We start from the raw sequence: 22865 nt of genomic DNA, 5'->3' as shown, positions 1-22865 counted from the left end.
GGCGGAGGGGGGGCGCCGCCGTTTCCCCGGACGGTCCCGCCGGGCGGCCGGGCGGGCGGCCGGGACCGGGACGGCGGAACGACGGGCCCTCAGGACGGCCGGAAGTCGCCGCGGGGCGGCCCGCGGATTTCCCGACAGCCTGTCGGGAACCTATAGACTCGGCCCCGGGCCGGCGCGAGCGGGCCCGGAACAGAACCCGAGCAGACCCGAGCAGACCCGAGCAGACGACAGCCGGCGTCCGCGCCTCCGCCGCCCGCGCGGAGAGCGCCACAGCGCACCGACCCGCCCGCACCGGTCCCCGGAGGCCCGCCATGGACGCCCCCAGCAGCACACCGTTCTCGACCCTGATCCGCACCGCGTCGCACGCGCAGCACACCGAGGCCGAGAACTCCCCCTTCATCGGTGACCTGCTCGCCGGCCGGCTGGGCGTGGAGGCGTACGCGCTCTACACCGAGCAGTTGTGGTTCGTGTACCGCGCGCTGGAGGAGCCGGCGTACGCCCTCGCCGGCGACCCGGTCGCAGGACCGTTTCTCCGCCCGGAGCTGCGGCGGGTTCCCGAGCTCGAGCGCGATCTCGACCACCTCAGGGGCCCCGGCCGGCGCACCGCGGCCGTACCGCTGCCGGCCACCGCCGCCTATGCCGCGCGGATCGCCGAGGTCGCACGGGAGTGGCCCGCGGGCTACGTGGCCCACCACTACACCCGCTACCTCGGCGATCTCAGCGGCGGCCAGATCATCCGCTCCACCGCGGAGAAGACCTGGGGTTTCGCGCGCAAGGGCGACGGCGTGCGGTTCTACGTCTTCGAGGGCATCGGCAATCCGGCCGCCTTCAAGCGGGAGTACCGCGAACTGCTGGACGCCCTCCCCGTGGGTGAGACGGAGAAGGCGCGTGTCGTGGACGAGTGCCGGCACGCCTTCGCCCTCAACACGGCGCTCTTCCGGGAGCTCGGCGATCACTTCGCCCGGCGTGCGGAGGGCCCGGTCAGCGCCTGAGCCCGCGCCGGCGGGCGCACGCGCGGCGGCCCGGACCTCCGCGCCGCTCTTACCACGTCCGGTCCTGTGACGGCAGCGCCGGGTACGCCTTCGCGCCAAGAAGTGAATTCCCGGGATATCTCCGAGCAAAGTTCTTCAAACAGCAGCGGGCCTACAGACGTTTGCCATACGGTCGGACAAACGTAGGCGCGTGGCCTTTGGGGAAGGGTACGCGCGCCGTCACGGTCGCGCTGTGCCAGGGGGGTTCATGCGGCATATCGGTATGTCCAAGGCCAGATCGGTAACGGCCTCCGGCGTCCGCGAGGGGGGGGCACCGCACCGTCCGCGCAGCGGCAAGGCGCGGTGGTACTTACCTGCGGCGCTGGCCACCGACGTCCTGGGGGTCGCGCTCCCCGTGGTCCTCGTCTTCGCCGGCACGGGGCAACCGCATCCCGTGCCGGCCGCTCTCGCCGGGACGGCTCTGTGGACGGTCGTCCGCGCCGCCCGCCACCGCTACGGCGCCGGCACCCTCGGCGAATCGCGCGGCGTCATACCCGCGCTCCACGACTGGCTGACGCTGCTGGGCCTGCTCGCGGTGGCCCGGATCGCGGCCGGTGAGACGTCCGATCCCGTGACGGCCCTGCTGGCCCTCTCCTTCGCCCCGCTGCTGACCACCCTCTGCGGCAAGGTCACCCACCGGCACCTGACGCGGCAGCGCCGCTCCGCGCAGTCGGTGCACCGGGTGCTGGTGATCGGCGAACCCGCCGCCGCCGACGAGGTCGTCGAGCGCCTCGCCTCCCGTACCGACCACGCCTACGTGGTGACCGGGGTGGTCCCGGTCGGGAACGCCCAGCTGACCTCCGGGGTGCCCGCGCCCGCCCGGATCGGCTCCGCGCCGCCCGCACGGGGCGAGCAGGACTGGGTTCCGGTACTGGGCGCGGCCGAGCAACTCGCCGCGGATCTGGTGCTGGTGGCGCCCGGCCCGCGGATCAGCGGGGAGCGGCTGCGCCGGCTGTCCTGGGCACTGCACGACGCGGGTCTGCCGCTGGCCGTGGCGCCGGGGCTGACGGACGTGGCGCCGCGGCGCCTGCGGACCAGCACGGTCGCCGGGCTGTCGCTGCTGCACATCGCCCCGCCGCACCGCCAGGGCCCGCAGTCGGTGTTCAAGGCGGCGCTGGACCGTACGTGCGCGACCCTCGGCCTGCTGCTGCTCGCACCGGTGTACGGGCTGCTGGCGCTGCTGATACGGCTGGACTCCCCGGGGCCGGTGCTGCACCGGCAGACCCGCACCGGCCTGGCCGGCAAGCCGTTCACCATGTGGAAGTTCCGCACCATGGTGGCGGACGCCGAGCAGCGGAGAGCGGAGCTGGCCGCCGCGAACGAGCAGGACGGCCCGCTGTTCAAGATGCGGCGCGACCCCCGGGTGACCCGGGTCGGCCGGTGGCTGCGGCGCAGCTCGCTGGACGAGCTGCCGCAGCTGGTGAACGTGGTGCGCGGCGAGATGTCGCTGGTCGGGCCGCGTCCGCCGCTGCCGGACGAGGTGGCGCAGTACGACGAGGTGGCGATGCGGCGGCTGGCGGTCAAGCCGGGGCTCACCGGCCTCTGGCAGATCAGCGGCCGGTCCGATCTCTCCTGGGACGAGAGCGTGGCGCTGGATCTGCGCTACGCCGACAACTGGTCCCTCCGCGGGGACCTGGACCTGCTCGCCCGTACGTTCCGCGCCGTCGTCGACGGTCGCGGAGCGTACTGACTGAGCCTCCTGAGAGCGTACTGAGAGCGAAGTGGTGCGGAGCGTGCGGAAGGCGAGCGGCCCGCCGGGCCGGAAATGCCGGGGGACCGGGGTCTCAGGCCGCGGCGCCGGCGCGCCAGTCGGCGTAGACGGCCGCGATGCCGTCGCGGAGCGGGATGCGCGGCTTCCAGCCGAGGGCGGAGATCCGGGAGATGTCGAGCAGCTTGCGGGGGGTGCCGTCGGGCTTGGCCGCGTCGAAGGCGATGCGGCCCGGGTAGCCGGTCACCTCCCGTACGGTCTCGGCGAGTTCGCGGATCGTCAGGTCCTCGCCGCAGCCGACGTTGACCGGGTCGTCGCCGTCGTAGGAGCGCAGCAGCACGGCGCAGGCGGCGGCGAGGTCGTCCACGTGCAGGAACTCGCGGCGGGGGGTGCCGGTGCCCCAGAGGGTGACCTCGGGGGCACCGGCCTCCTTCGCCTCGTGGAAGCGGCGGATCAGGGCGGGCAGGACGTGCGAGGTCTCCAGGTCGAAGTTGTCGCCGGGCCCGTAGAGGTTGGTCGGCATGGCGGAGATGTAGGAGGCCCCGTACTGCCGCCGGTAGGCCCGGATCTGGGTGATCCCGGCGATCTTGGCGAGGGCGTAGGGCTCGTTGGTCGGCTCCAGCGGGCCGGTGAGCAGGGCGTCCTCGCGGATCGGCTGCGGGGCGAGCTTCGGATAGATGCAGGAGGAGCCGAGGAAGAGCAGCCGGCCGGTGCCGGCCGCGTGGGCGCCCGCGATGACGCTGAGCTGGATGCGGAGGTTGTCCTCCAGGAACGGCACCGGGTGGGTGCTGTTGGCCATGATGCCGCCGACCTTGGCGGCGGCCAGCACCACGGCGTCCGGCCGGATCTCGCGCAGGAAGCGTTCGGTGCGCGCGGCGTCGCGCAGGTCGAGTCGGTCCCGGTCGCGGGTGACGACCTCGTGGCCGTCGGCGGTGAGGCGGCGGGTGACCGCCGATCCGACCAGGCCGCGGTGGCCCGCCACGAATATCCGGGCCGTCGCCGGCAACAGCTCATGCGTCTGGGTCATGTCCCGGATTCTGCCAGGACATTCGGCGCGTAGCACACCAAACACCAAACCAGGAAGCGCACACCGGCACACGGGCTCACCGGGCCCCGCGCCGGCCGCGAGGGCCGCCGCACCGCCGTGCGGCCCCGTCCCGAGGGGGGAACGACCGACCGATGAACACGAACGACACCCCGCAGTCCGGGGGCAGAACCGCGCTGATCACCGGCGTCACCGGGCAGGACGGCTCGTACCTGGCCGAACTCCTGCTGTCGAAGGGCTACACCGTCCACGGCCTGATCCGCCGGTCCTCGTCCTTCAACACCGAACGCCTGGACCACATCTACCAGGGCCCGCAGGAGCCGGGCCGCACCCTCGTCCTGCACCACGCGGACCTCTCGGACGGGGTGGCGCTCGTCAACCTCCTCCGCGACCTGCGGCCCGACGAGGTCTACAACCTGGGAGCGCAGTCGCACGTCCGCGTCTCGTTCGACGCCCCGCTCTACACCGGCGACGTGACGGGCATGGGTTCCCTGCGGCTGCTGGAGGCGATCCGCGCCAGCGGCATCGACACCCGGATCTACCAGGCGTCCTCCTCGGAGATGTTCGGCTCCGCCCCGCCGCCGCAGAACGAGGCGACACCGTTCCACCCGCGCAGCCCCTACGGCTGCGCCAAGGTCTTCGGCTACTGGGCGACCGTCAACTACCGGGAGGCGTACGGTCTCTACGCGGTCAACGGCATCCTGTTCAACCACGAGTCGCCGCGCCGCGGCGAGACCTTCGTGACCCGCAAGATCACCCGCGCGGTGGCCCGGATCAGGGCGGGTCTGCAGGACCGGCTCTACCTCGGCAACCTCGACGCGGTACGGGACTGGGGCTATGCCCCGGAGTACGTCGAGGCGATGTGGCGGATGCTCCAGCGCGACGAGCCGGACGACTACGTGGTGGCGACCGGGCGGGCCGGCACCGTGCGGGAGTTCCTGGAGACGGCGTTCTCCGCCGCCGGGCTGGACTGGTCCGAGCACGTCCGCTTCGACCCCAAGTACGAGCGCCCCAGCGAGGTGGACGCGCTCATCGGGGACGCCTCGAAGGCCGAGTCGCTGCTCGGGTGGAAGCCGCGGGTGATGTGGCCGGAACTCGCCCGGATCATGGTGGACGCCGACCGGGCCCGGCTGGAATCGGAACTCTCCGGAGCCGCCGTGCGGATCGACCGCTGAGCTGACGGCCCGCCGGCCGGACCCGGGCGGTGAAGTCCAACGGCCGGCAAACGGACATGAGTTCCGGCGAAGTGGTGACCGGCGCGACGGCAACGGCCTACTCTCGCCAGCTAGAGGCGGCCGCTGGGCCGCGTTGGGGATCGGACATGCACAGCCCGGGGGGGCACATGCGCACAGTGGGGGTCTACACGGCTGCCTTGTCTTTGGCGGCCGCATCGCTGACGGGGCTGGGAACGGTGACGGCGCCGCCGGCCGCCGCCCTCACCCCGCCCGTCGGCATCACGGCCGACGAACTGCCGACGTGGCAGACCAACGGCATCGTCTGGGCGATGGCGGAGGCGAACGGGGTGGTCTTCGCCGGGGGCACGTTCTCGGCCGTCCGGCCGCCGGGCACGTCCGCCGGCAGCAGCCAGGAGCGGTCCGCGGTGAACTTCACCGCCCTCGACGCCGCGACCGGCGCGCCGACGGACTGCGAGCTGTCCTTCACGGTCGGCTCGGGCAACGCGACCGTCCGCGCGCTGGCCGTCTCGCCGGACAAGGAGACGCTCTACGCGGGTGGCTTCTTCGGCGCGGTCAACGGCGTCCCGGTCAGCAGCCTGGCCGCGATCGACATCGGCACCTGCACCCCGCGGACGGACTTCAAGCCCTCGGTCAACGCCACCGTCCGGGCCCTGGCCGCCACGGACGGCGCCGTCTACCTGGGCGGCGACTTCCAGAGCGTCGGCGGCCAGTCGCGGAGCCGCTTCGCCGCCGTCTCCACCACCGGTGACGTGCTGCCCTGGCGGGCCGACGCGGACGAGCCCGGCCGGGCCGTCGAGGTGACCCCGGACGGCGGAACCGTCATGCTCGGCGGTGACTTCTTCACCGTCAACGACGAGGACTCCCACGCGCTGGCGGCCGTGGACGCCACGACCGGCGCGGTCGAGAAGAGCTACCCGCTCGGCTTCTTCCCGCAGACCTCCGTGGTGAAGGACATCTTCGCGGACGCCTCGGGCGTCTACTCGGCCAGCGAGGGCAGCGGCGGCGGCGTCTTCGACGGGCGCGTCGCCTACGATCTCGCCACCCTGGACCAGCGCTGGCGGGACACCTGCCTGGGCGCCACCCAGTCGCTCCAGACGTACCGGGACGTGCTCTACAGCGGCTCCCACGCGCACGACTGCAGCAGCATGGGCGCCTTCCCCAACCAGGAGCGCTACCACCTGCTGGCCCAGTCGGTGAACGACCCGGAGCTGCTCGGTTGGTTCCCGGACACCAACGACGGCCTCGGGGAGATGATCGGCCCGCGCACCATGGCCCTCTCCTCGGCCGGCGGCCGGGACTACCTGTGGGTCGGCGGCGAGTTCACCGCCGTCAACGGCGACGGCCAGCAGGGTCTGACCCGCTTCGCCGACAGCCCCGACACGGGCGCGCCGCCGGTGCCGCAGACGGAGGCGTCGAGCACGGCCCCGGGCTCGGTCACCGTCCGCTGGCAGCCGAGCGTCGACCTCGACGACAGCGAACTGACCTACCGGGTCTACCGCAACGGCTCCGCCGCACCGGTGCACACCGTCAGCGCCTCCTCCAAGCCGTGGTCGCAGCCGCAGCTGACGTTCACCGACACCGACGTCACCCCGGGCTCCACCTACACCTACCGGGTCAGCGCCAGTGACGGCACCAACACCAGCGCCCTCTCGCCGCCGCGGTCGGTCACCCCGGCCCTCACCGCCGAGGCGTACCCGGAGAAGGTGCGCGCCGACGGCGCCGAGTTGTACTGGCGCTACGACGAGCCGTCCGGCACCTTCGCCGCCGACGCCTCCGACTCCGGGAGCGCCGGCATCCACCGCGGCGGCCCGGCCCGCGCCGTCACCCCGGGCGCCGTCCCCGGCACCGGCACGGCCGTGGGCCACGACGGCGTCGATTCCTACACCTACAGCGACAAGCGGCGGCCCCGGCCCGGGGCGTACTCCATCGAGACCTGGTTCAGGACGGACACCACGGCCGGCGGCATGCTCGCCGGGTTCGGCGACCGGATCCTGCAGAACAGCTCCCGGCACGACAAGCACGTCTACATGACCGACTCCGGCCGGCTCGTCTTCGGCGTGACCAGCGGCTGGACGCGGACCATCACCACCCCCGGCTCGTACAACGACGGCCAGTGGCACCACGCCGTCGCCACCCAGGGCAGCAACGGCATGCGCCTCTACGTGGACGGACGGCTGCGGGCCAGCAACCTGCTGGTCGTCAGCAGCCGGGACTTCGAGGGCTACTGGCGCTTCGGCGGCGACACTCTGCGCGGCTGGCCGAACCGGCCGAGCAGTGACCACTTCGCCGGGCAGCTCGACGAGTCCGCCGTGTACCCGGGCGTGCTCAGCTCCGCGCAGGTCGAGGAGCACCACGAGCTGGGCACGGCGCCCTCGGACACCGTGACCGCGGTGCAGCCGTCGGCCGACACCTACGTCAACCAGCAGGCGGCCGGCACCAACTACGGCACCACCGGGCAGCTGGCGGTGCGCGGCTCCACGGCCTACGAGGCGTATCTGCGCTTCCCGCTGCCGGAGGCCCCGCCGGGCCGGGTGCTCAAGAGCGCCGCGCTCCGGGTGCGGCTGACCTCGGACTCGTTCGCCGGCTCCGGCGACGCCGCCCGGATCGTCCCCGTCACCGGCGCGTGGACGGAGACGGGCACCACCTACACCAGCCGGCCCGAGCTCTCCCCGACCGTCCTGGGCACGCTGACCGGGGCCTCCACCCCGCAGGGCACCTACTCCACCCTGCTGGACACGGCCGCACTGGCCTCCCGGCTCGGCCAGGACCTGGACATCGCGCTGACCGGGGACGGCAGCGACAGCCTGTGGCTCTCCTCCAAGGAGGCACCGGGGACGGCCGGCGACCCCACCCTGCTGCTGACCTTCGGGGCACCGTGAAGCGCCACGGTGCCCGCCGCGGCGCGGCCGTCACGCTGGTGACGGCCGCCGCCGTGCTGCTGGCGGGCTGCGGCGGAGGGAACGGCGGCAGCGGTTCCGGGGACGGCCGGGACGGCAAGGACGGCAGGGCGGGGAAGGAGCGGTCCGGCGCGTCCGCCGCCGGACCCTCGGTACCGGCGGAGGACGACAGGGGCCCGGACGCGGGCGGCGTGCCCCCCGGCCCCAAGGAGCCGGTGTCCGAACTCACCCCCGCGACCGGGTCGTTCAGCAAGAAGGAGAAGAAGTACCTGGCCGGGCGAGTGCCCAGGGGGCAGGATCCGGCGGCCGTCCTGGAGGGCGGTCAGGAGGCCTGCGACCGCCTGGCGTTCCTGGAGCGGAGGGACGAGGACATGGCGGTCAGCGCGCTCGTCCTCGGCGAGATCCGGGGCGCCCGCGACGCCGTCACCCACCTCTGCCCGCGGCGGATGCCGCTGGTGGAGGCCGCCGACCGGGGTTTCCCCGACGGCGAGTTCGCGGTCGGCGAGCGGCGGAAGGCGGGAAGCACCATCGTCCCCGGCCGCTACCGCTCCCCCGGGCCGGGCCCCTCCGGCGCGGCCGGCGGCGACGGTGACGGCGGCGAGGAGTGCGTCTGGCGGATCACCGGAGCCGGCGGCAGGAAGCTCGACTCCGGCTCCGGCCGGGCCCAGGGCGGGGACATCGAGATCACCATCCCGGCGGCGGCCCGCGGTTTCAGTTCCGCGGGCTGCCACAGCTGGCTGAACTCAGGAGGCACAGGGTGAGCGCCAAACTCCCCATCGTCGTGGCGATCCCGACCAAGAACGAGGCGGAGAACATCGCCGCGGCGGTCGGTTCCGTCATGGGCCACTTCGAGGCGGTGGTCGTGGTCGACTCGGACAGCACCGACGACACCCGCAAGATCGCCGCCGGCCTCGGCGCGGAGATCGTGCCGTACGCGTGGGACGGCGCCTACCCCAAGAAGAAGCAGTGGTGCCTCGACCACGTCCACCCGGAGATCCCGTGGATGCTGTTCCTGGACGGTGACGAGACGCCGAGCCCGGCGCTGCTGGCGGAGCTGCGGCAGATCTTCTCCGGGCCGGTGGAGGAGGCGGCCTTCGACATCCCGCTGGGCTACTGGTTCGCGGGGCGGCGGCTGCGGCACGGCTACACCATCGTCAAACGGGCCCTCATGGACCGCAACCGCTGCTCCTTCCCCGTACTCGGCGATCTCGACGCGCCGGGCATGGGCGAGCAGGAGGGCCACTACCAGCCGATCGCCGAGCCGGTGCGGCGGCTGCGCTCCCCCATCGAGCACGAGGACCTGGACCCGGTGCGCACCTGGTTCGACCGGCACAACCGGTACTCGGACTGGGAAGCGTGGCTGGAGCTCCATCCAGAGGTGCGGGAGGAGATCCGGCTGGCCAAGACCCGGCAGGGGCAGCTCTTCCACAAGGCGCCGTTCAAGCCGCTGGTGTCGTTCGGCTACGCCTACTTCTACAAGCTCGGCTTCCTCGACGGGCGGGCCGGGCTGGACTACGCCCTGGCGATGAGCTTCTACCGGTGGCAGATCGGGCTCAAGACCCGGGAGGGACGGCGGACCGGAGGCATCGGCTGAGCGCCGGGAACTCCCCCGTGTCCCCGTCCGGACGGCCGGACGGGGACACGGGGGCGCGGGGAGGTGTCACCGCCCGTGCCGGGCGATGACGTCCTCGTACACCCCGTGCAGGTCCTCGACGACCGCGTCGATGGAGAATCTGTCGCGGATCAGACGGTGCGCGGCCCCGGACGCCTCGGCGTTGGCGGCCGGGTCCAGCAGCTCCAGGATCGCCTGGCCGACCAGCGGCCCGTTGTCGGCGTCGGGACGGCTGTCCACGACCCGCCCGGCGCCCGCCGCCGCCACGTCCGGCGACAGCCCGCCGGTCCTGGTGACGACCACGGGGAGCCCCACCGACATGGCCTCCAGGATGGAGACGGCGAAGGGCTCGACCACGGACGGCAGAACGTAGACGTCGGAGCGGCGCAGTTGCTCCAGCACCTCGGTGTGGCCGAGCGGGCCCACGTACTCCACCGAGTCCGCCACCCCCAGCCGGGCCGCCAGGGCCAGCATCTCGTCCGCGAGCGGACCGGTGTCCGGCCCGGCGAGCACGAAGCGCGCCTCGGGGTACTTGGCGAGGACCACGGGCATCGCGGAGATGAAGTCCTCCGGCCGCTTCCGGGCCTGGACGCGGGCCAGGTACAGCACGGTCGGCGGCCGGTCCCCGGTGGTGGCGGGGCGGCGCTCCTGCGGCTGGACGCCGTTGACCAGCCGGTGGGTGTGGCGCAGCGGGTCGGGCGCGATGACCGCCGCCACGTCCTCCCGCTCCGTCTCCGTCAGATGCAGCACGGCGTCGGCCTCGCGCAGCACCTTCCGCAGGCCGAGGACGTCGACGAGCTGGGCGACGCGCTTCTCGGTCGGGTCGATCATGCCGTGCGTCTGCAGGACCAGGGGGACACCGCAGCGCAGCGCGATCAGCGCGATGGGCAGCGTGATGAGATCCCGCATCAGATGGACGTGGACGACGTCGGCGCCCTTCACCATGCGGTGCGCGCGGGCGAGCAGGGCCGGTGAGGTGATGCCGCTGACCTCGAAGGCCGGCAGCACGTGCCGGGCCTGGTACAGCCAGGCGGGCACCCCCTCGACGGTGTCGGGCAGCGGGCCGTCGAAGCGGTCGCCGAGCGCGGTGATCCGGGCGTCCACGCCACGCCGCCGCAGCCCCCGCGAGAGGTTCAGCGCGACGCGGGTGGGACCGCCGAAGTCGTTGGTCGGTGTGTGCAGCGTGACCGCGTGCAGGACCTTCACGAACTCTTCCTCCCCCCGATGCCCCCCGGCATCGTGCCGTCAGCGTATCGGCGGCGCGCGGCCGCCCGCAGGCGTATCGAACGAAGTGGCGGACGGTGTGCGGGGACGCTTCTAGACTGCGGACGGGGGGCGGCTGCCGTGCCGCTCCGGGGGCGAACTCGCGTGCATCTGGGGGGACATGGCAGTCGACCTGCCGACGGGAACGGCCGGCTCCGCGGGACGGGCCGGCCCGGGGGGAGCCGGACCGGGAGACGGCTCGCGCGGCCGTCCGGGGAGCGGTTCCGGGGGCGGCCCACCCGTGCCTGCCGGCCCGCCCGCGCCCGCACCGCCGCCCGCCGCCGAGTCCGCGCCGCGCGCCGTGCTCTCCCGGGCGCTGTCCGTCCCGCTGATTCTCGGGCTGGTGTTCGGGCTGCCCGCCGTGGTGTCCGCCCAGTACGGCGAGGGGGCGCGCGACGCGGCGTACTGGCTGCAGCTGGCGCTCACCTGCTACGCCGGAGCCCGGCTCTCCGCGATGGTGCTGACCGCCCGGCGCCGCCTGATCCAGGGCGCCTTCTGGCTGTTCTGCTACATCGCCATGGGGGTGGCCCCGCTCGCGCAGGCCGTGCTCGGCCGCACCCCCACCCCGGTGGTGGGCCCCCGCTCGGACACGGTGCTCGCCATCGCGCTGGTGCTGCTGGGCTGCGTCGCCTTCGACGTGGGCGTGCTGCTGGCCCGGCACCGCCCCGCGCTCCGCATCCGCTGGACGCCGCCCGCCGCCTCGGTGGGCCGCCGGCGGCTCTACCTCCTCATCCTGCTCGCCTACGCGGGCAGCGGGCTGTTCATCGCCCAACTCGGCGGACCCGCCGTCTTCTTCGAGAGCCGCCAGGAGATCAGCGAGTCCATCGGGGCGAGCGGTGCGGGCGGCGGCGACGGCAACGTGGGCTCGGCCTTCCTGCGCGGCTTCGGCACCGTACCGGCGCTGCTGGCGCTGCTCTTCCTGCTGCGCTGGATGGTCACCTCCAAGGTGCCGCGGCGCAGCCCGGTGATCCTGCTGCTCCTGGCCGGGCTGGTGGTCGTCAACGCCGTCGTCAACAACCCGGTGTCCAACCCGCGGTACTGGTTCCTCACCGTCGCCTTCGCGATCCTCTTCACGGCCTTCCCGAAGAGCCCGGTGATGTACCGCACCTCGCTGGCCCTCGGGGTGATCGCGGCGCTGCTGCTCTTCCCCTTCATGGACCGCTTCCGCTACGACGAGGGCGGCCGCAAGGCCGTGGAGTCCTCCTCCTTCGTGGAGCCCCTGACGCTCAAGGACTACGACCAGATCGGCATGTTCGCCAACACGATCACCTTCGTCGAGTCCGGTGCGGGCCACGCCTACGGGCGGCAGCTCGCCGGGACGACGTTCTTCTTCGTGCCCCGCTCCGTCTGGGACGGCAAGCCCCTGGACTCGGGGGTGCGGGTCGGCCAGTGGATGGGCATGACCAACACCAATCTCTCCTCCCCCCTCTGGGCCGAGCTCTGGCTCGACTTCGGCTCCGGCGGCATGACGGCCGGTTTCCTGGGGCTGGGCTATCTCTGCGCCCGCGGCGACCGGCGGTACACCCTGCGCACGGTGGAGGACGAACGCCCGGGCAACATCACCGCCACCGTGATCCCGCTGATCGCCGGCTACTCCTTCATCCTGCTCCGGGGCCCGCTGCTGCAGGCCGCCGGGCGCATCGGGATCGCGCTGTTCTGCCTGGCCCTGGTGACGACGTTCCGGTCGGACGCCCGGAGACTGCTGCGCTAGCGGGCGGAGCGGCCGGTGCCGGGGCAGACGTTCGGCCCGTGGCGGCGCCCGGCTCCCCCAAGCCCTCCGGGCAGGGGCGGCGTCCGGTGCGTGTTCCCGGTGTGCCGACCGGAAGGCGTCGTACCGGATCGTACGGGGGCTTTCGTCTCCCTGGGCGGCTCCTTCCGCTCACACTCCACCGACGGCGACCTTCATGCTGGTCACCGGTGCCGTCCTCCCTTCCGGACAGGAGAACCCACCGAGCGCCGGCCCTGGAAGGTGTGCCGGGACTTCTCTGTGAGCAGTCATCTTCTGGGTGCCGGCTGACGGGTGGCCAGGAACCGCACGGCCGCAGGTGTACGTCTCCTGGCATGCTGGTTGATCTTGTTTCTGCTGAACCGGGGGGCTGTTGCGTCGTGGGGTACACGATTCCTGAAGGTGTCGACACGATGCTCGATGTCGTGGGGGTGGGCTGGCCCAACGTCGATGAGGACGCGTACCGCGACATGGCGGACGCTCTGCGGGAGTTCGCGGACGACGCCGACGACGACGCGGGCGTTGCCCACGGGCACGTCCAGAAGCTTCTGTCCACCGGGCGGAGTGAGTCGCTGACCGCGCTGGACCAGCACTGGTCGAAAGTGCAGGGCAAGCACAAGGACCTGGCCAGGGCAGCCCGGTTGGTCGCGGGCGCACTCGACCGGGCCGCCGACATCATCGTCGCCCGCAAGATCGCCGCGGTCGGGGAACTGGCCGACCTGTGCGCGACGGTGGGCATCACGCTGGCGCTGGCGCCGGTGACGGCCGGGCTCTCGACGCTGCTCGCCGGAGCCAAGGTCGCCGCCACCCGTATCGCTTTCAAGCGCATCCTGAAGGAGATGGCCGAGGCGGCCGTCGCCGAGGTCGTGACCGTCCTCACCGAGCCCGCCGTCGCCGCCGTCGAGAACATCGTCGCCGACTTGGCGATACAGACCGTGCTGAATGCCACCGGTGTCCAGGACGGCTACAACACCGACCAGACGAAGCAGGCGGGCCAGGAAGGGCTGCAGCTCAACTCCGCCGGCGGACCGTCCGGCCCCGGCGGCGGTCCGGAGATCGACCACGACGCCCACGGCAAAGCCGGACTGCACCTGGCGAGCGTTCGGATCACCATGCGGGACAAGACCGGCAGCAAGCTCCGCAAGGCCAAGAGCCACCACGGCCGGGCCAAGGGCAAGGACTCCCTCACCGCCGTCCTCGACACCACCATCGAAGGCGTCACCGAGAAGCTCACCAAAGCTCTCAATGATCTCGGCGACCACATCGGCAAGAAGGTGCCCGACGCCATCACCGGGGGCTCCAGGACCCACAAGAAGACCGACGGTGACGTCCGCGACCGCGTCAGGAGCATCCTGGCCGGGGACGGCAAGAACGAGGGCGGCCTCGACGGCCGCCATGGCAGCTCGAAGCCCGGACGCCGACGCCCCACGTCGATGCGGGAGTTGCGCGACCGCGTCCGCGAGGCCGCGATGTCCCTGCTCAGCAGGCGGTGTAAGACCGATCCGGTGGACGTGGCCACCGGAGAGATGGTGATGACCCAGACGGACCTGGTCCTGCCGGGCATGCTGTCCCTGGTGCTGCGGCGCACGCACATATCCAGCTACCGCTTCGGTCACTGCCACGGCAGCAGTTGGGCATCCACATTCGACGAGCGCTTGGAGATGACCGGTGCGGGCCCCGCCTGGGCACGGGAGGACGGCTCGGTCCTGTTCTATCCGGCGCTGCCGGCCGAAGGCGGCCAGGAGACGCTGCCGCTGGAGGGGGATCGGCTGCCGCTGGTCTTCGTCGAGCGGGGAGTCCTCGGCGATGTCACGTACGCGGTCACCGACCCGCGTTCGGGACTCACCCGCCGCTTCACGGGCAGCCCGTACCGCTCGGGTCTGTACTGGCTGAGCGAGGTCGAGGACCGCAACGGCAATGCCTACCGGATCAGTCGCACCGAGGACGGCCTGCCGGTCCTGGTGAGCCACGACGCCGGCTACCGCGTGCGTGTCGTCACCGATCCCGAACGCGGACTGGTCACCGCCCTGGATGTCCAGACGCCGGAAGGGCCGGTGCGCGTCGCCTCCTTCGGGTATGACGCGGAGCGAAATCTGGAGGCCGTCGCGGGCTCATCCGGTGTACCGCTGCGCTTCACCTATGACGACGACCACCGTGTCACGTCGTGGACCGACCGCAACGGCCACACGTACACCTATGTGTACGACGCCTCGGGCCGGGTGGTGGAGACGATAGGCCCCGACGGGGTGCTCTCCTCGCGCTTCTCCTACGACACCGAGGCTCGCGCCACCCGGTTCACCGACTCCACGGGTGCGGTGACCCTCACTCGGTTCAACAGCCTGGGCCAGACCGTCGCCGAGACCGACGCCCTCGGTCACACCGTGCGGTTCACCTGGGACCGCTACGACAATCTGCTCTCCCGCACCGACGAACTCGGCAACACCGCCGAGTTCCACTACGACGAGCGTGGCGACCTGACCACGGTCCTCCTGCCCGACGGTCGCAGCATGTCGGCCGCCTACGACGAGCGGCATCTGCCCGTATCCGTTACGGGCCCGGACGGGTCCGTCTGGCGGCAGACCTTCGACGAGCGGGGGAACCGGCTGTCGGTGACGGCCCCGGACGGAACATCGACCAGCTACACCTACGACGCGACGGGCGCCCCCGCCACGGTGACCTTCCCCAACGGCGTGACGGAGCGGCGGGTCAACGATCCTGCGGGACTCACCCTGTCGGCCACGGACTCCCTGGGCGCCACGTACACCCTCACCCGGGACGCCTTCGGACGGCCCTGCGAGTCGGCCGACGCGGCCGGTTCCGTCACCCGGCTGGAGTGGACGCCGGACGGCTGGCTGTCCCGGCGCACGGCCCCGGACGGCACGACCGAGTCGTGGACCTGGGACGAGGAGGGCAACTGCCTCTCGCACACCAACCCCCTGGGCGGCACGGTCCGGTTCGAATACACCTGGTTCGATCTGCTGGCCGCACGCACCGGTGTGGACGGAGCCCGCTATGAGTTCACGTACGACACCGAACTGCGGGTCACCGGAGTCCGCAGCCCCCAGGGCCGGACATGGGCCTATGCCTACGGCCCGACCGGACTGGCGGCATCGGAGACGGACTTCGACGGCCGCACCACGAGCTACGAGCACGACGCGGCCGGCCGGCTCGTCGCCCGCGCCGGCCCGTCCGGCCACCGCGTCACCATGGCCTACGACGCCCTCGGCCGTCTGCGGGAGAAGGACGCCGCCGGCGTGGTCACCCGATTCACCTACGACGCGGCCGACCGGCTGACCCGCGCCGAGACACCGACGTCCGTCCTCACCCTGGAGCGCGACGCCACGGGCCGCCTGCTGGCGGAGACCGTCGACGGGCGCACCATGCGGTTCGGCTACGACGCCCACGGCGAGCTCATCTCGCGCACCACACCGACCGGGGCCGTCACGTCGTACCTGTACGACGCAGGCGGGAACCGGACCCGCGTCGCGGTGGACGGCCACGCCATCGACTTCACCCGCGACGTACTGGGCCGCGAGCTGACCCGCACCTTCGGTCCCGGCACCGCCCCGGTGGCGCTCTCCTCCGTCTGGGACACCATCGGCCGTCTGACGTCCCAGACAGTGTCCACGGACCGGCGCACGGTCCGTTCCCGCACCTTCGGCTACCGCGCCGACGGCCTGCTCACGTCGGCCACCGACGAACTCAACGGGCTGACCACCCGCTTCGACCTCGACCCGCTGGGGCGGCCGCTCGCGGTGACCGTGGAGGACTGGTCGGAGCGCTACAGCTACGACGCCACCGGGAACCAGACCGGCGCTCAGTGGCCCGACCGGGCCCGCCACCCGGAGAGCCGCGGGGAGCGGATGTACGAGGGGACGCGTCTGGTCTCCGCGGGCGGTCTGCGCTACGAGTACGACGACGCCGGCCGGGTCGTACTGCGCCAGAAGAAGCGCCTGTCTCGCAAGCCCGACACCTGGCACTACACCTGGGACGCCGAGGACCGGCTCATTTCCTGCACCACCCCGGACGGCACGGTCTGGCGCTACGCCTACGATCCCTTCGGCCGCCGTACCGCCAAACACCGCATGGCCGCCGACGGGACCACGGTCGCTGCCACGGTCCTCTTCTGCTGGGAGGACACCCGGCTGGCCGAGCAGACCGATACCGCCTCCGGGGTCACCCTGACCTGGGATCACGAGGGCTACCGCCCCCTTTCCCAGCTGGAGCGCCGCACAGTCGGCGGCCCCGCCCACCAGGAGGAGATCGACAGCCGTTTCTTCGCCATCGTCACCGACCTGGTGGGAACGCCCACCGAACTCGTCGACGAACAGGGCGGGATCGCCTGGCACAACCGCTCCACCGTCTGGGGGCTCACGGCCTGGAACCGCGACGCCACCGCCTACACCCCACTGCGCTTCCCGGGCCAGTACGACGACCCGGAGACCGGTCTCCACTACAACGTCCACCGGCACTACGACCCGCAGACGGCTCGCTATGTGTCGTCCGACCCCCTGGGGCTCGCGCCCGCCGCCAATCCGGCCGCCTATGTCACCAACCCCTGCACCTGGATGGATCCCGAGGGGCTGATCGCCAAGGGATGCACCGAGAACGGCGGATGGTACGGCGGCTTGCTGCCGGCCAACGAAAGGGCGGACGGGACGCAGTTCCCCGTCTCGATGGAGGTCAACCACATCCCGCCCAAGGCGGCTTGGAAGCAGGTCATCGAGCCGGGGTTCTACATCGCCAACAAGCCGCACAGAAAGCAGAAGGTCAACAACGGCCCGGCCATTCGCATGGAGCGCGCCGACCACAAGAAGCTGAACAGCACCGACAACGACCTGGTGGCCCAGGCATGGCACCAGTGGCAGCGCGAACTGATCAGCCAGGGACGGCTCACCGAGGCGATGCGGATGGACATCGACGACATCAAGCATAAATTCCCGGGAAAATACGACGACCACATCCGGGACATGGTGGCGAGCCTGAAGGACAACAAGAACCTTCAGGCACTGCTCACCAAGAAGGGCTGGACGATCGACGAGGCCGAACTGCTGCGGTGAGGACTCCCCCGCGATCCGCGCCGCCCCCCGGGATGGGAACACGGGGGATGCGGCAGAGTGGGCAACAGCAGGTATCGGACGGTTGGAAGGGATGGCGATGATTCTGGAACTGCTGCCGGAGGTGGGAGTTGCCACACTCCGGCTCGGCATGTCGGCCGACGAGGCGGTCGGAGCCGCGCGCGAACTGGGCTTCGCCCCCTCCGACCCGGACTACGGTGACGCGCCCGGACAGGTGCTCTGCGAGCACGCGCAGTCCCGGACGGAGTTCAATCTCGGCTTCACCAAGGGCGCGCTGACCGACATCCACGTGTACCGGTTCCGCGTCGAGGACGCGGATGTCACCGTCCTCCTCGACGGGCTCGACGTCTTCCGGACTCCCGGCGAAGAGCTGCTGGAGCGTCTTCAGGAACGTGGCCACACGGTTGAGCAGAACGACGACGGCGTGGACACCCTTCCCGACCTCAAGGTGATCCTCTCGAACGAGAGCAGCTTCGATTACCCGATGGACGAGGAGGGGGACCCCATCTACTTCGACTACGCCCTCGTCACCTCGGTGGACTTCCGGGGGCCGCGCGGGGACTGACTCGGCTTCCGTCAACCGGGCGCCGGCCGCCTCGGCCGGCCCGCACTCGGCCGAGGACGACGTCGTACCCCCGCTTCCCGGAAGTCATCGACAGGCCCCGTGTTCCTCCGTTGCCTCCATCCCTCGACGTCCGAGGAGAGCCGTGCGGGTCCAGGCCGCCGCCGCCTTGAGGGCGGAACCGAGGCAGAGGCCCCAGGCCGCGCCGAGCACACCGCCCAGGGCGTAGCCGCCGAGCAGGAAGGCCACCGAGAGCAGGGAGAACACCACCTGGATCGGCAGGGTGCTCCGGGGGCTGAGCACGCGCAGGGTCAGCAGGGCACAGGTGCCCAGGGCGATGGCCGTGTACTGCGCCCCGGTGGCGGGAAGCAGGGCGGAGGCGGACTGCCAGGTGGCGCCGAGGAGTTCGCGGCCCGTCCGGTCGGGCAGCAGGGTGAGGACGGCGGCCCAGAGCGCGGCGGTGCCCGCGAGGAGGAGGGCGAGGACGGCCGTGGCGCGGATGCGGCGCCCGGTGCCGGAGACGCGGTTCAGGAGCGGCGGGCCGAAGGAGGTCGCCGCGTTGAAGAGAACGTTCATCGGGCCGAAGAGGGCCACGGCGCCGCGGAGCGCGCCGACGGCGAGCTGGTTGGCGAAGAGACCGAGCCCGACGATCGCGAGCTGGCTCGACGCGTTGCCGACGGCGAACTCCACCACGAAGCGCCGCCCCAGATGGCCCCGGCGCAGGAAGCGGCGCGGGTCGCCCGGGACGCCGCGCAGCCGGGGCCACAGCAGGGCGGCGCCCAGCAGGAGGGCGGGGAGAGCGGACAGGCCCCAGACGGCGATGAGCCGGCTCGGCCCGCTGCCCTGCGGCTGGACGGCGAGGGCGGGGACGACGGCGGCGAGTCGCAGCAGGTCGGCGGCGAGCGCCAGGTGCGGCAGCCGGAGGGTGGAGCAGCAGTAGCGGACGGCGTCCTGGGTGAGGACGACGGGCAGGACCAGTCCGAGGACGGCGAGCCCGCGCGCCGTCTCCCCGGGCACGAACGCGAGCACGGCGGCCAGGGTGGCGCCGGCTGCGGCGGAGGCCGCGGCGGTGAAGACGACCGCGGAACGGCAGGCGGAGCGGACGGCGGCCGGCTCCCCGCGCTCCAGCACCAGGGCCTGGCCGACATAGGAGACGGAGAGGCCGAGCAGGACGGTGAAGACGGTGTAGACGATGGAGAAGACCGAGAAGCCGGCGGCGGTGGAGAGCCGGGCGGCCACGATGAGGACGACGATGTTGGTGAGCGCGGAGACGCCCTGGTCGGCGACGGAGCAGAGCACGGCGGCCCGCGTCCGCAGCCCCCCGGCCCCCCGCTCCGCGGCCCCTGCCCCGGCCCCGGGCTCCCCCGGCCCGTGCGCCCGGGCCCCGGGCCGGGTTCCGCCCGGCCCCGGCTCTCCCGTGCCGTGTGCCGCGGCCACGGGCTCTCCGGCACCGCGTTCTCCCGCTGCCGCGCCGCCCGGTCGTCCGGCGGGTCCGGCGGGCCGGGCGGGCCGGGCGGCGGCGTCCGGGTCCGGCGTGCCGCCCGATGGGCCGTGCGTCATCGGCGGGCGGGAGGGGCCGGGTCCGCGGTGCGGTCGCCCTCCTCGCCCGTGCCGCCGGCACCGCCCCCGGCCGCCGGCCAGGAGACCCGCCGGTCCGGGCCGCCGGACGCGGGCCCGCTCACGGCGGCGGTCCCCGCTCCGGGCTCCGCTGCCGTGTCGCGCCCGGCGCCCGCGCCGCCGGCGTCCGAGGCCGGGCGGGAGGACCGCGCGGTGCCGCGCCCGCGGCGGCGGAGGGACGGTACGCGACCGCGCCGGGCGGAGTCCTCGGAGTGCAGCAGTGCCCCGAGGACCTTGCCGCCGGCACCGCTGACGAGTTCCCGGACCCGCGCGAGATCGTCGCGCCGCACCTCGCGCGGGTCGCAGACGACCAGGACACCGTCGACGCGGTCGGCGAGCGCTATGGCGTCCGCGTACGAGAGCACGGCGGGTGCGAGGACGACGACCACGGTCCCGGGGGCGTCCGCCTCGGCGAACAGCCGGGTGGCGGGCCCGGAGGTGAGGGCGCGGGCGACGTTGCGCACCTTGCCTCCGGGCACGAGGTCGAAGGCTCCCGACTCCCCCGCGTCGATGGGTATCTGCAGGCCGGTGGGCCAGCCGTTGTCGCCCCGGGCGGGGGTGCGGGCCCAGCCGGGCCGTACCCCCTCGGCGGAGCGCAGCTTGCCGGCGAGGCCCGGGGTGCGCAGGTCGGCCTCGACGAGGAGGACGTCCCGGCCCATCTCCACGAAACAGGCGGTGAGGTTGACGGCGGCCTCGGCAGCGGTGTCGATGGGACCGCGCGGTGCGACGACGAGCAGCCGCCGGCGCTCGGCGAAGTCCTGGTCGTAGGCGAGGCGGAAGGCGATCGAACGGTACTCCTCGGCGACCCGGCCCTGGGCCAGCAGGCGGCGCGGCTGCTTCCGCCGCGGCCGGGGCAGGGTGCCCAGCACGGGCGCGTGCAGGGCGCGGACCACATCGCTCTGGGAGCGGGCCGTGGGGTCGAAGACCAGCCGCACCCAGGCGGCGACCAGGCCGATACCGATGCCGACGGCACCGCCGAGACCGAGCAGCAGCGGCAGCCCCGGCCCGGAGGGATCGGCCGGCGGGGTGGCGGTGCGCACCACGAAGCCGGGGGTGGTGTCCACCGCCTTCAGCTTGGTGATGCTGCTGTTGAGCTCGGAGATCCTGCCGATGACGCCGGACTGCACGGAGAGCGTCGTGTCGAGGGCCCGGCCCTCGCCGAGTGCGTCGATCTGCTCGGCGAGCTTGTCGCGCTGCTTCTTCAGCGGTTCGAGCTGCTCCTCATAGCCCTTGATCATGTTGTCGATCACGGACCGGGTCTGGTCGCGCCGGTTGTCCAGGTAGGCCTGGGTGAGGGCGTTGGCGGCCGTCGCGGCGGAGCGCGGGGAGCCGTCGGTGTAGGAGAAGCGCAGCACCAGGGTGTTGGGCGGATTGGTGACCTGGAGCCCGTCCTGCAGCCGGTCGACGCCGTCCGGGTCGCCCAGTTCCTTCGCGGCGCGGGCGGCGACGGCGTTGCTGAGCGCCGTCTGCCGCTCGGAGCCCATGCTGACCTCCTTCTCCGGGTTGCCGCCGCCGGGCGAGAAGGGGTCGAAGCTGGCCGAGCGCACGGTCACCTCGCTGGTGGCCGTGTAGGCGGCGCCGCCGGCGAGGGCGGTCCAGGCCCCGCCGAGCAGGCCGAGGACGACGCCGGCCAGGATCAGCGCGCGGTAGCGCAGCAGTTGGCGGAACTGGTCGCGCAGCAGGTCCGGCTCGTCGGGCCCCTGCGGGGCGCCGGGCTGTACCACCGTCATCAGCGGGGTCCCCTCGGGCTCGGGTGGGTTTCCAGTGCCTCGTCGAGGAGCCCGGTGATCCGGGCCAGCCCCGCCTCGCGGCTGAGGTGGGCGTCGACGTAGGCGGGGCCGCGGGCGCCCAGCGCATCGGCCGCGCCGGGGTCGGCGGCCAGTCTCCGCACCGCGTCCAGCAGGGCCTCCGCGTCCTCCGGGGGGACGAGCACGCCCGCCCCGGAGCGCCGTACCTCCCCGGCGGTGCCGCCTTCCTCCGCGACGGAGGCGACCACGGGCCGGCCGGCGGCGAAGTAGGAGGTGAGCTTGGACGGGATGCTCATGTCCAGGACGGAGGCGCGCTGGGTGACGGCCAGGACGTCGGCCGCGGCGAGGACGTCGGGGAAGTCGGTCTCCTCGGCGGGCGGGAGGAAGCGCAGGTTCGGCAGCCCCCGGCCGAGGCTCCGCAGCCGCTCCCGCTGGTTGCCGTCGCCCATGAGGACGATGTCGACGCCGGGCTCCGCGCGGGCGGCGTCCACGAGCACCTCCAGCCCCTGCTTGAGGCCCATGTTGCCGGAGTGGAGCACGACGGGCCGGTCTGCGCTCCAGCCGAGCCGGGCGCGGGTCTCGGCCCGGGGCCGGGAAGGGCGGGCGACGTGCGACCAGTTGGGCACCAGGCGGATGCGGCCCGGGTCCACGCCCATGGCGGCCACCTTGCCGGTGAACGTCTCGTGGATGACGCCGACGAGGGTCGCCCGGCGCAGCACATGGCGCTCGACCGCGGCGGCCGCGGCGGCGGCGCGGTCACCGCCGCGGATGCCGCTCTGCGCCGCGGCGGCACCCATGAGGTCCTGGACGACGGGCACGTACGGGACGCCGTGCCGGCGGGCGATCCGCGCGCCGAGGACGCCGCCGGCGAGGCTCGGCAGCTGGGCGACCACGGCGTCGGGCCGTCCCATCCGCGGCGGCGCGAGCAGCCCCCCGGCGAGGATGGACGCCTCGTACAGCGCCCGGCGCACGGCGGTCTGCCGCGGCGGCACGGTGTGCCGGCGGCGGTGCACCCGCACGCCGGCGCGGGTCTCCTCGCGGCGCCACACGCCGCGGTAGGCCGGATCGGCCCGCCAGGCGGGGTAGTGCGGGATGCCCGCGAGGACATGGGTCTCCATCCGCCCGCCGGCGGCCCAGTGTTCGGCGATCTGCGTGGCGTACGGCCCTATTCCGGCCTGCTCTGGCGCGTAGTTGGTGGAGACGAGCAGGACCCGTCTCGCCGCGGCCGTACCGCTGTCCGGCATGGCGCGCTCCTCCCCCCGGAGTCGAATGACAGCACCCTAGCTGTTCATTACTGCAACGTGGCTTTCTTCCTTGGCAGTTGGCCTTTCGCAATCCGACCGTGCAGGGGCCCCGCATCGGGCTATCGTCGACAGCGGCGT

At 72.9% G+C, this 22865-nt stretch carries 14 protein-coding genes; 9 read left to right on the top strand and 5 right to left on the bottom strand.

Going from position 1 to position 22865, the window contains the following annotated elements; genetic code table 11:
* Positions 1 to 311: 311 nt before the first annotated feature.
* Both KBZ10_RS11115 and KBZ10_RS11110 read left to right on the top strand, forming a co-directional pair.
* Positions 312 to 992: a heme oxygenase (biliverdin-producing) gene (locus tag KBZ10_RS11115; RefSeq protein WP_210987365.1), complete on the top strand. Its 681-nt coding sequence runs from the start codon at positions 312 to 314 to the stop codon at positions 990 to 992.
* Positions 993 to 1254: 262 nt separating this feature from the next.
* The gene (locus KBZ10_RS11110) at positions 1255 to 2721 is read left to right on the top strand and encodes a sugar transferase (RefSeq protein WP_210987364.1); all 1467 of its coding nucleotides are present in this window, start codon (positions 1255 to 1257) and stop codon (positions 2719 to 2721) included.
* A gap of 94 nt (positions 2722 to 2815) precedes the next feature.
* Here the strand turns inward: KBZ10_RS11110 and KBZ10_RS11105 are convergent, their stop codons facing one another.
* Positions 2816 to 3766 carry a GDP-L-fucose synthase gene (locus KBZ10_RS11105; protein WP_210987363.1) on the bottom strand — a complete coding sequence of 317 codons (951 nt, stop codon included), beginning with the start codon at positions 3764 to 3766 and terminating at the stop codon, positions 2816 to 2818.
* A 152-nt stretch (positions 3767 to 3918) separates the two neighbouring features.
* On the opposite strand from KBZ10_RS11105, the gene gmd reads away from it, so the two are divergent.
* The 4 genes from gmd to KBZ10_RS11085 all read left to right on the top strand — a co-directional run bounded on the left by gmd (position 3919) and on the right by KBZ10_RS11085 (position 9471).
* Complete coding sequence (gene gmd / locus KBZ10_RS11100; RefSeq protein ID WP_210987362.1) at positions 3919 to 4959, top strand: GDP-mannose 4,6-dehydratase; 1041 nt, start codon at positions 3919 to 3921, stop codon at positions 4957 to 4959.
* Between the two features lie 167 nt (positions 4960 to 5126).
* Positions 5127 to 7859, top strand: a complete 2733-nt coding sequence (locus tag KBZ10_RS11095) for a LamG-like jellyroll fold domain-containing protein (RefSeq protein ID WP_247702139.1) — start codon at positions 5127 to 5129, stop codon at positions 7857 to 7859.
* Positions 7856 to 8638, top strand: a complete 783-nt coding sequence (locus KBZ10_RS11090; protein WP_210987360.1) for a hypothetical protein — start codon at positions 7856 to 7858, stop codon at positions 8636 to 8638. Before KBZ10_RS11095 ends, KBZ10_RS11090 begins: the two co-directional genes overlap by 4 nt.
* Positions 8635 to 9471, top strand: a complete 837-nt coding sequence (locus KBZ10_RS11085) for a glycosyltransferase family 2 protein (protein WP_210987359.1) — start codon at positions 8635 to 8637, stop codon at positions 9469 to 9471. The genes KBZ10_RS11090 and KBZ10_RS11085 overlap by 4 nt, the downstream gene beginning before the upstream one ends.
* 66 nt (positions 9472 to 9537) lie before the next feature.
* Here the strand turns inward: KBZ10_RS11085 and KBZ10_RS11080 are convergent, their stop codons facing one another.
* A complete protein-coding gene (locus KBZ10_RS11080; protein ID WP_210987358.1) occupies positions 9538 to 10695 on the bottom strand; it encodes a glycosyltransferase in 1158 nt (385 codons plus the stop codon).
* 178 nt (positions 10696 to 10873) lie between these two features.
* Here KBZ10_RS11080 and KBZ10_RS11075 point away from each other — a divergent pair, with 178 nt between their 5' ends.
* The 3 genes from KBZ10_RS11075 to KBZ10_RS11065 all read left to right on the top strand — a co-directional run bounded on the left by KBZ10_RS11075 (position 10874) and on the right by KBZ10_RS11065 (position 18121).
* Positions 10874 to 12463, top strand: a complete 1590-nt coding sequence (locus tag KBZ10_RS11075; protein WP_374223331.1) for a hypothetical protein — start codon at positions 10874 to 10876, stop codon at positions 12461 to 12463.
* Positions 12464 to 12891: 428 nt separating this feature from the next.
* A complete protein-coding gene (locus tag KBZ10_RS11070; RefSeq protein WP_247702138.1) occupies positions 12892 to 17538 on the top strand; it encodes an RHS repeat-associated core domain-containing protein in 4647 nt (1548 codons plus the stop codon).
* Positions 17539 to 17629: 91 nt separating this feature from the next.
* Positions 17630 to 18121 (top strand): hypothetical protein, encoded by a 492-nt coding sequence (locus KBZ10_RS11065; RefSeq protein WP_247702137.1) that lies wholly within the window; start codon positions 17630 to 17632, stop codon positions 18119 to 18121.
* 84 nt (positions 18122 to 18205) lie between these two features.
* On the opposite strand, the gene KBZ10_RS11060 is transcribed toward KBZ10_RS11065, so the two are convergent.
* The 3 genes from KBZ10_RS11060 to KBZ10_RS11050 form a co-directional block, all read right to left on the bottom strand.
* Positions 18206 to 19435, bottom strand: a complete 1230-nt coding sequence (locus tag KBZ10_RS11060) for a hypothetical protein (RefSeq protein ID WP_210987397.1) — start codon at positions 19433 to 19435, stop codon at positions 18206 to 18208.
* 239 nt (positions 19436 to 19674) lie between these two features.
* On the bottom strand, positions 19675 to 21465 hold the full coding sequence (locus KBZ10_RS11055; RefSeq protein WP_210987355.1) for a lipopolysaccharide biosynthesis protein: 1791 nt from the start codon (positions 21463 to 21465) through the stop codon (positions 19675 to 19677).
* Entirely contained in the window at positions 21465 to 22727 is a 1263-nt protein-coding gene (locus tag KBZ10_RS11050; RefSeq protein WP_210987354.1) for a glycosyltransferase, read from the bottom strand. The genes KBZ10_RS11055 and KBZ10_RS11050 overlap by 1 nt, the downstream gene beginning before the upstream one ends.
* Positions 22728 to 22865: the final 138 nt, after the last annotated feature.

This window comes from Streptomyces sp. F63 (assembly GCF_018070345.1).
Lineage (GTDB): Bacteria > Actinomycetota > Actinomycetes > Streptomycetales > Streptomycetaceae > Streptomyces.
This window is presented reverse-complemented; position numbering and strand designations above follow the sequence as displayed.

Excerpts from the sequence above, each read along its gene's own strand:
- KBZ10_RS11115 (WP_210987365.1), top strand. The coding sequence starts at position 312 with ATGGACGCCCCCAGCAGCACACCGTTCTCGACCCTGATCCGCACCGCG.
- KBZ10_RS11110 (WP_210987364.1), top strand. The coding sequence starts at position 1,255 with ATGTCCAAGGCCAGATCGGTAACGGCCTCCGGCGTCCGCGAGGGGGGG.
- KBZ10_RS11105 (WP_210987363.1), bottom strand. The coding sequence starts at position 3,766 with ATGACCCAGACGCATGAGCTGTTGCCGGCGACGGCCCGGATATTCGTG.
- gmd (WP_210987362.1), top strand. The coding sequence starts at position 3,919 with ATGAACACGAACGACACCCCGCAGTCCGGGGGCAGAACCGCGCTGATC.
- KBZ10_RS11095 (WP_247702139.1), top strand. The coding sequence starts at position 5,127 with ATGCGCACAGTGGGGGTCTACACGGCTGCCTTGTCTTTGGCGGCCGCA.
- KBZ10_RS11075 (WP_374223331.1), top strand. The coding sequence starts at position 10,874 with ATGGCAGTCGACCTGCCGACGGGAACGGCCGGCTCCGCGGGACGGGCC.
- KBZ10_RS11070 (WP_247702138.1), top strand. The coding sequence starts at position 12,892 with ATGCTCGATGTCGTGGGGGTGGGCTGGCCCAACGTCGATGAGGACGCG.
- KBZ10_RS11065 (WP_247702137.1), top strand. The coding sequence starts at position 17,630 with ATGGCGATGATTCTGGAACTGCTGCCGGAGGTGGGAGTTGCCACACTC.
- KBZ10_RS11055 (WP_210987355.1), bottom strand. The coding sequence starts at position 21,465 with ATGACGGTGGTACAGCCCGGCGCCCCGCAGGGGCCCGACGAGCCGGAC.
- KBZ10_RS11050 (WP_210987354.1), bottom strand. The coding sequence starts at position 22,727 with ATGCCGGACAGCGGTACGGCCGCGGCGAGACGGGTCCTGCTCGTCTCC.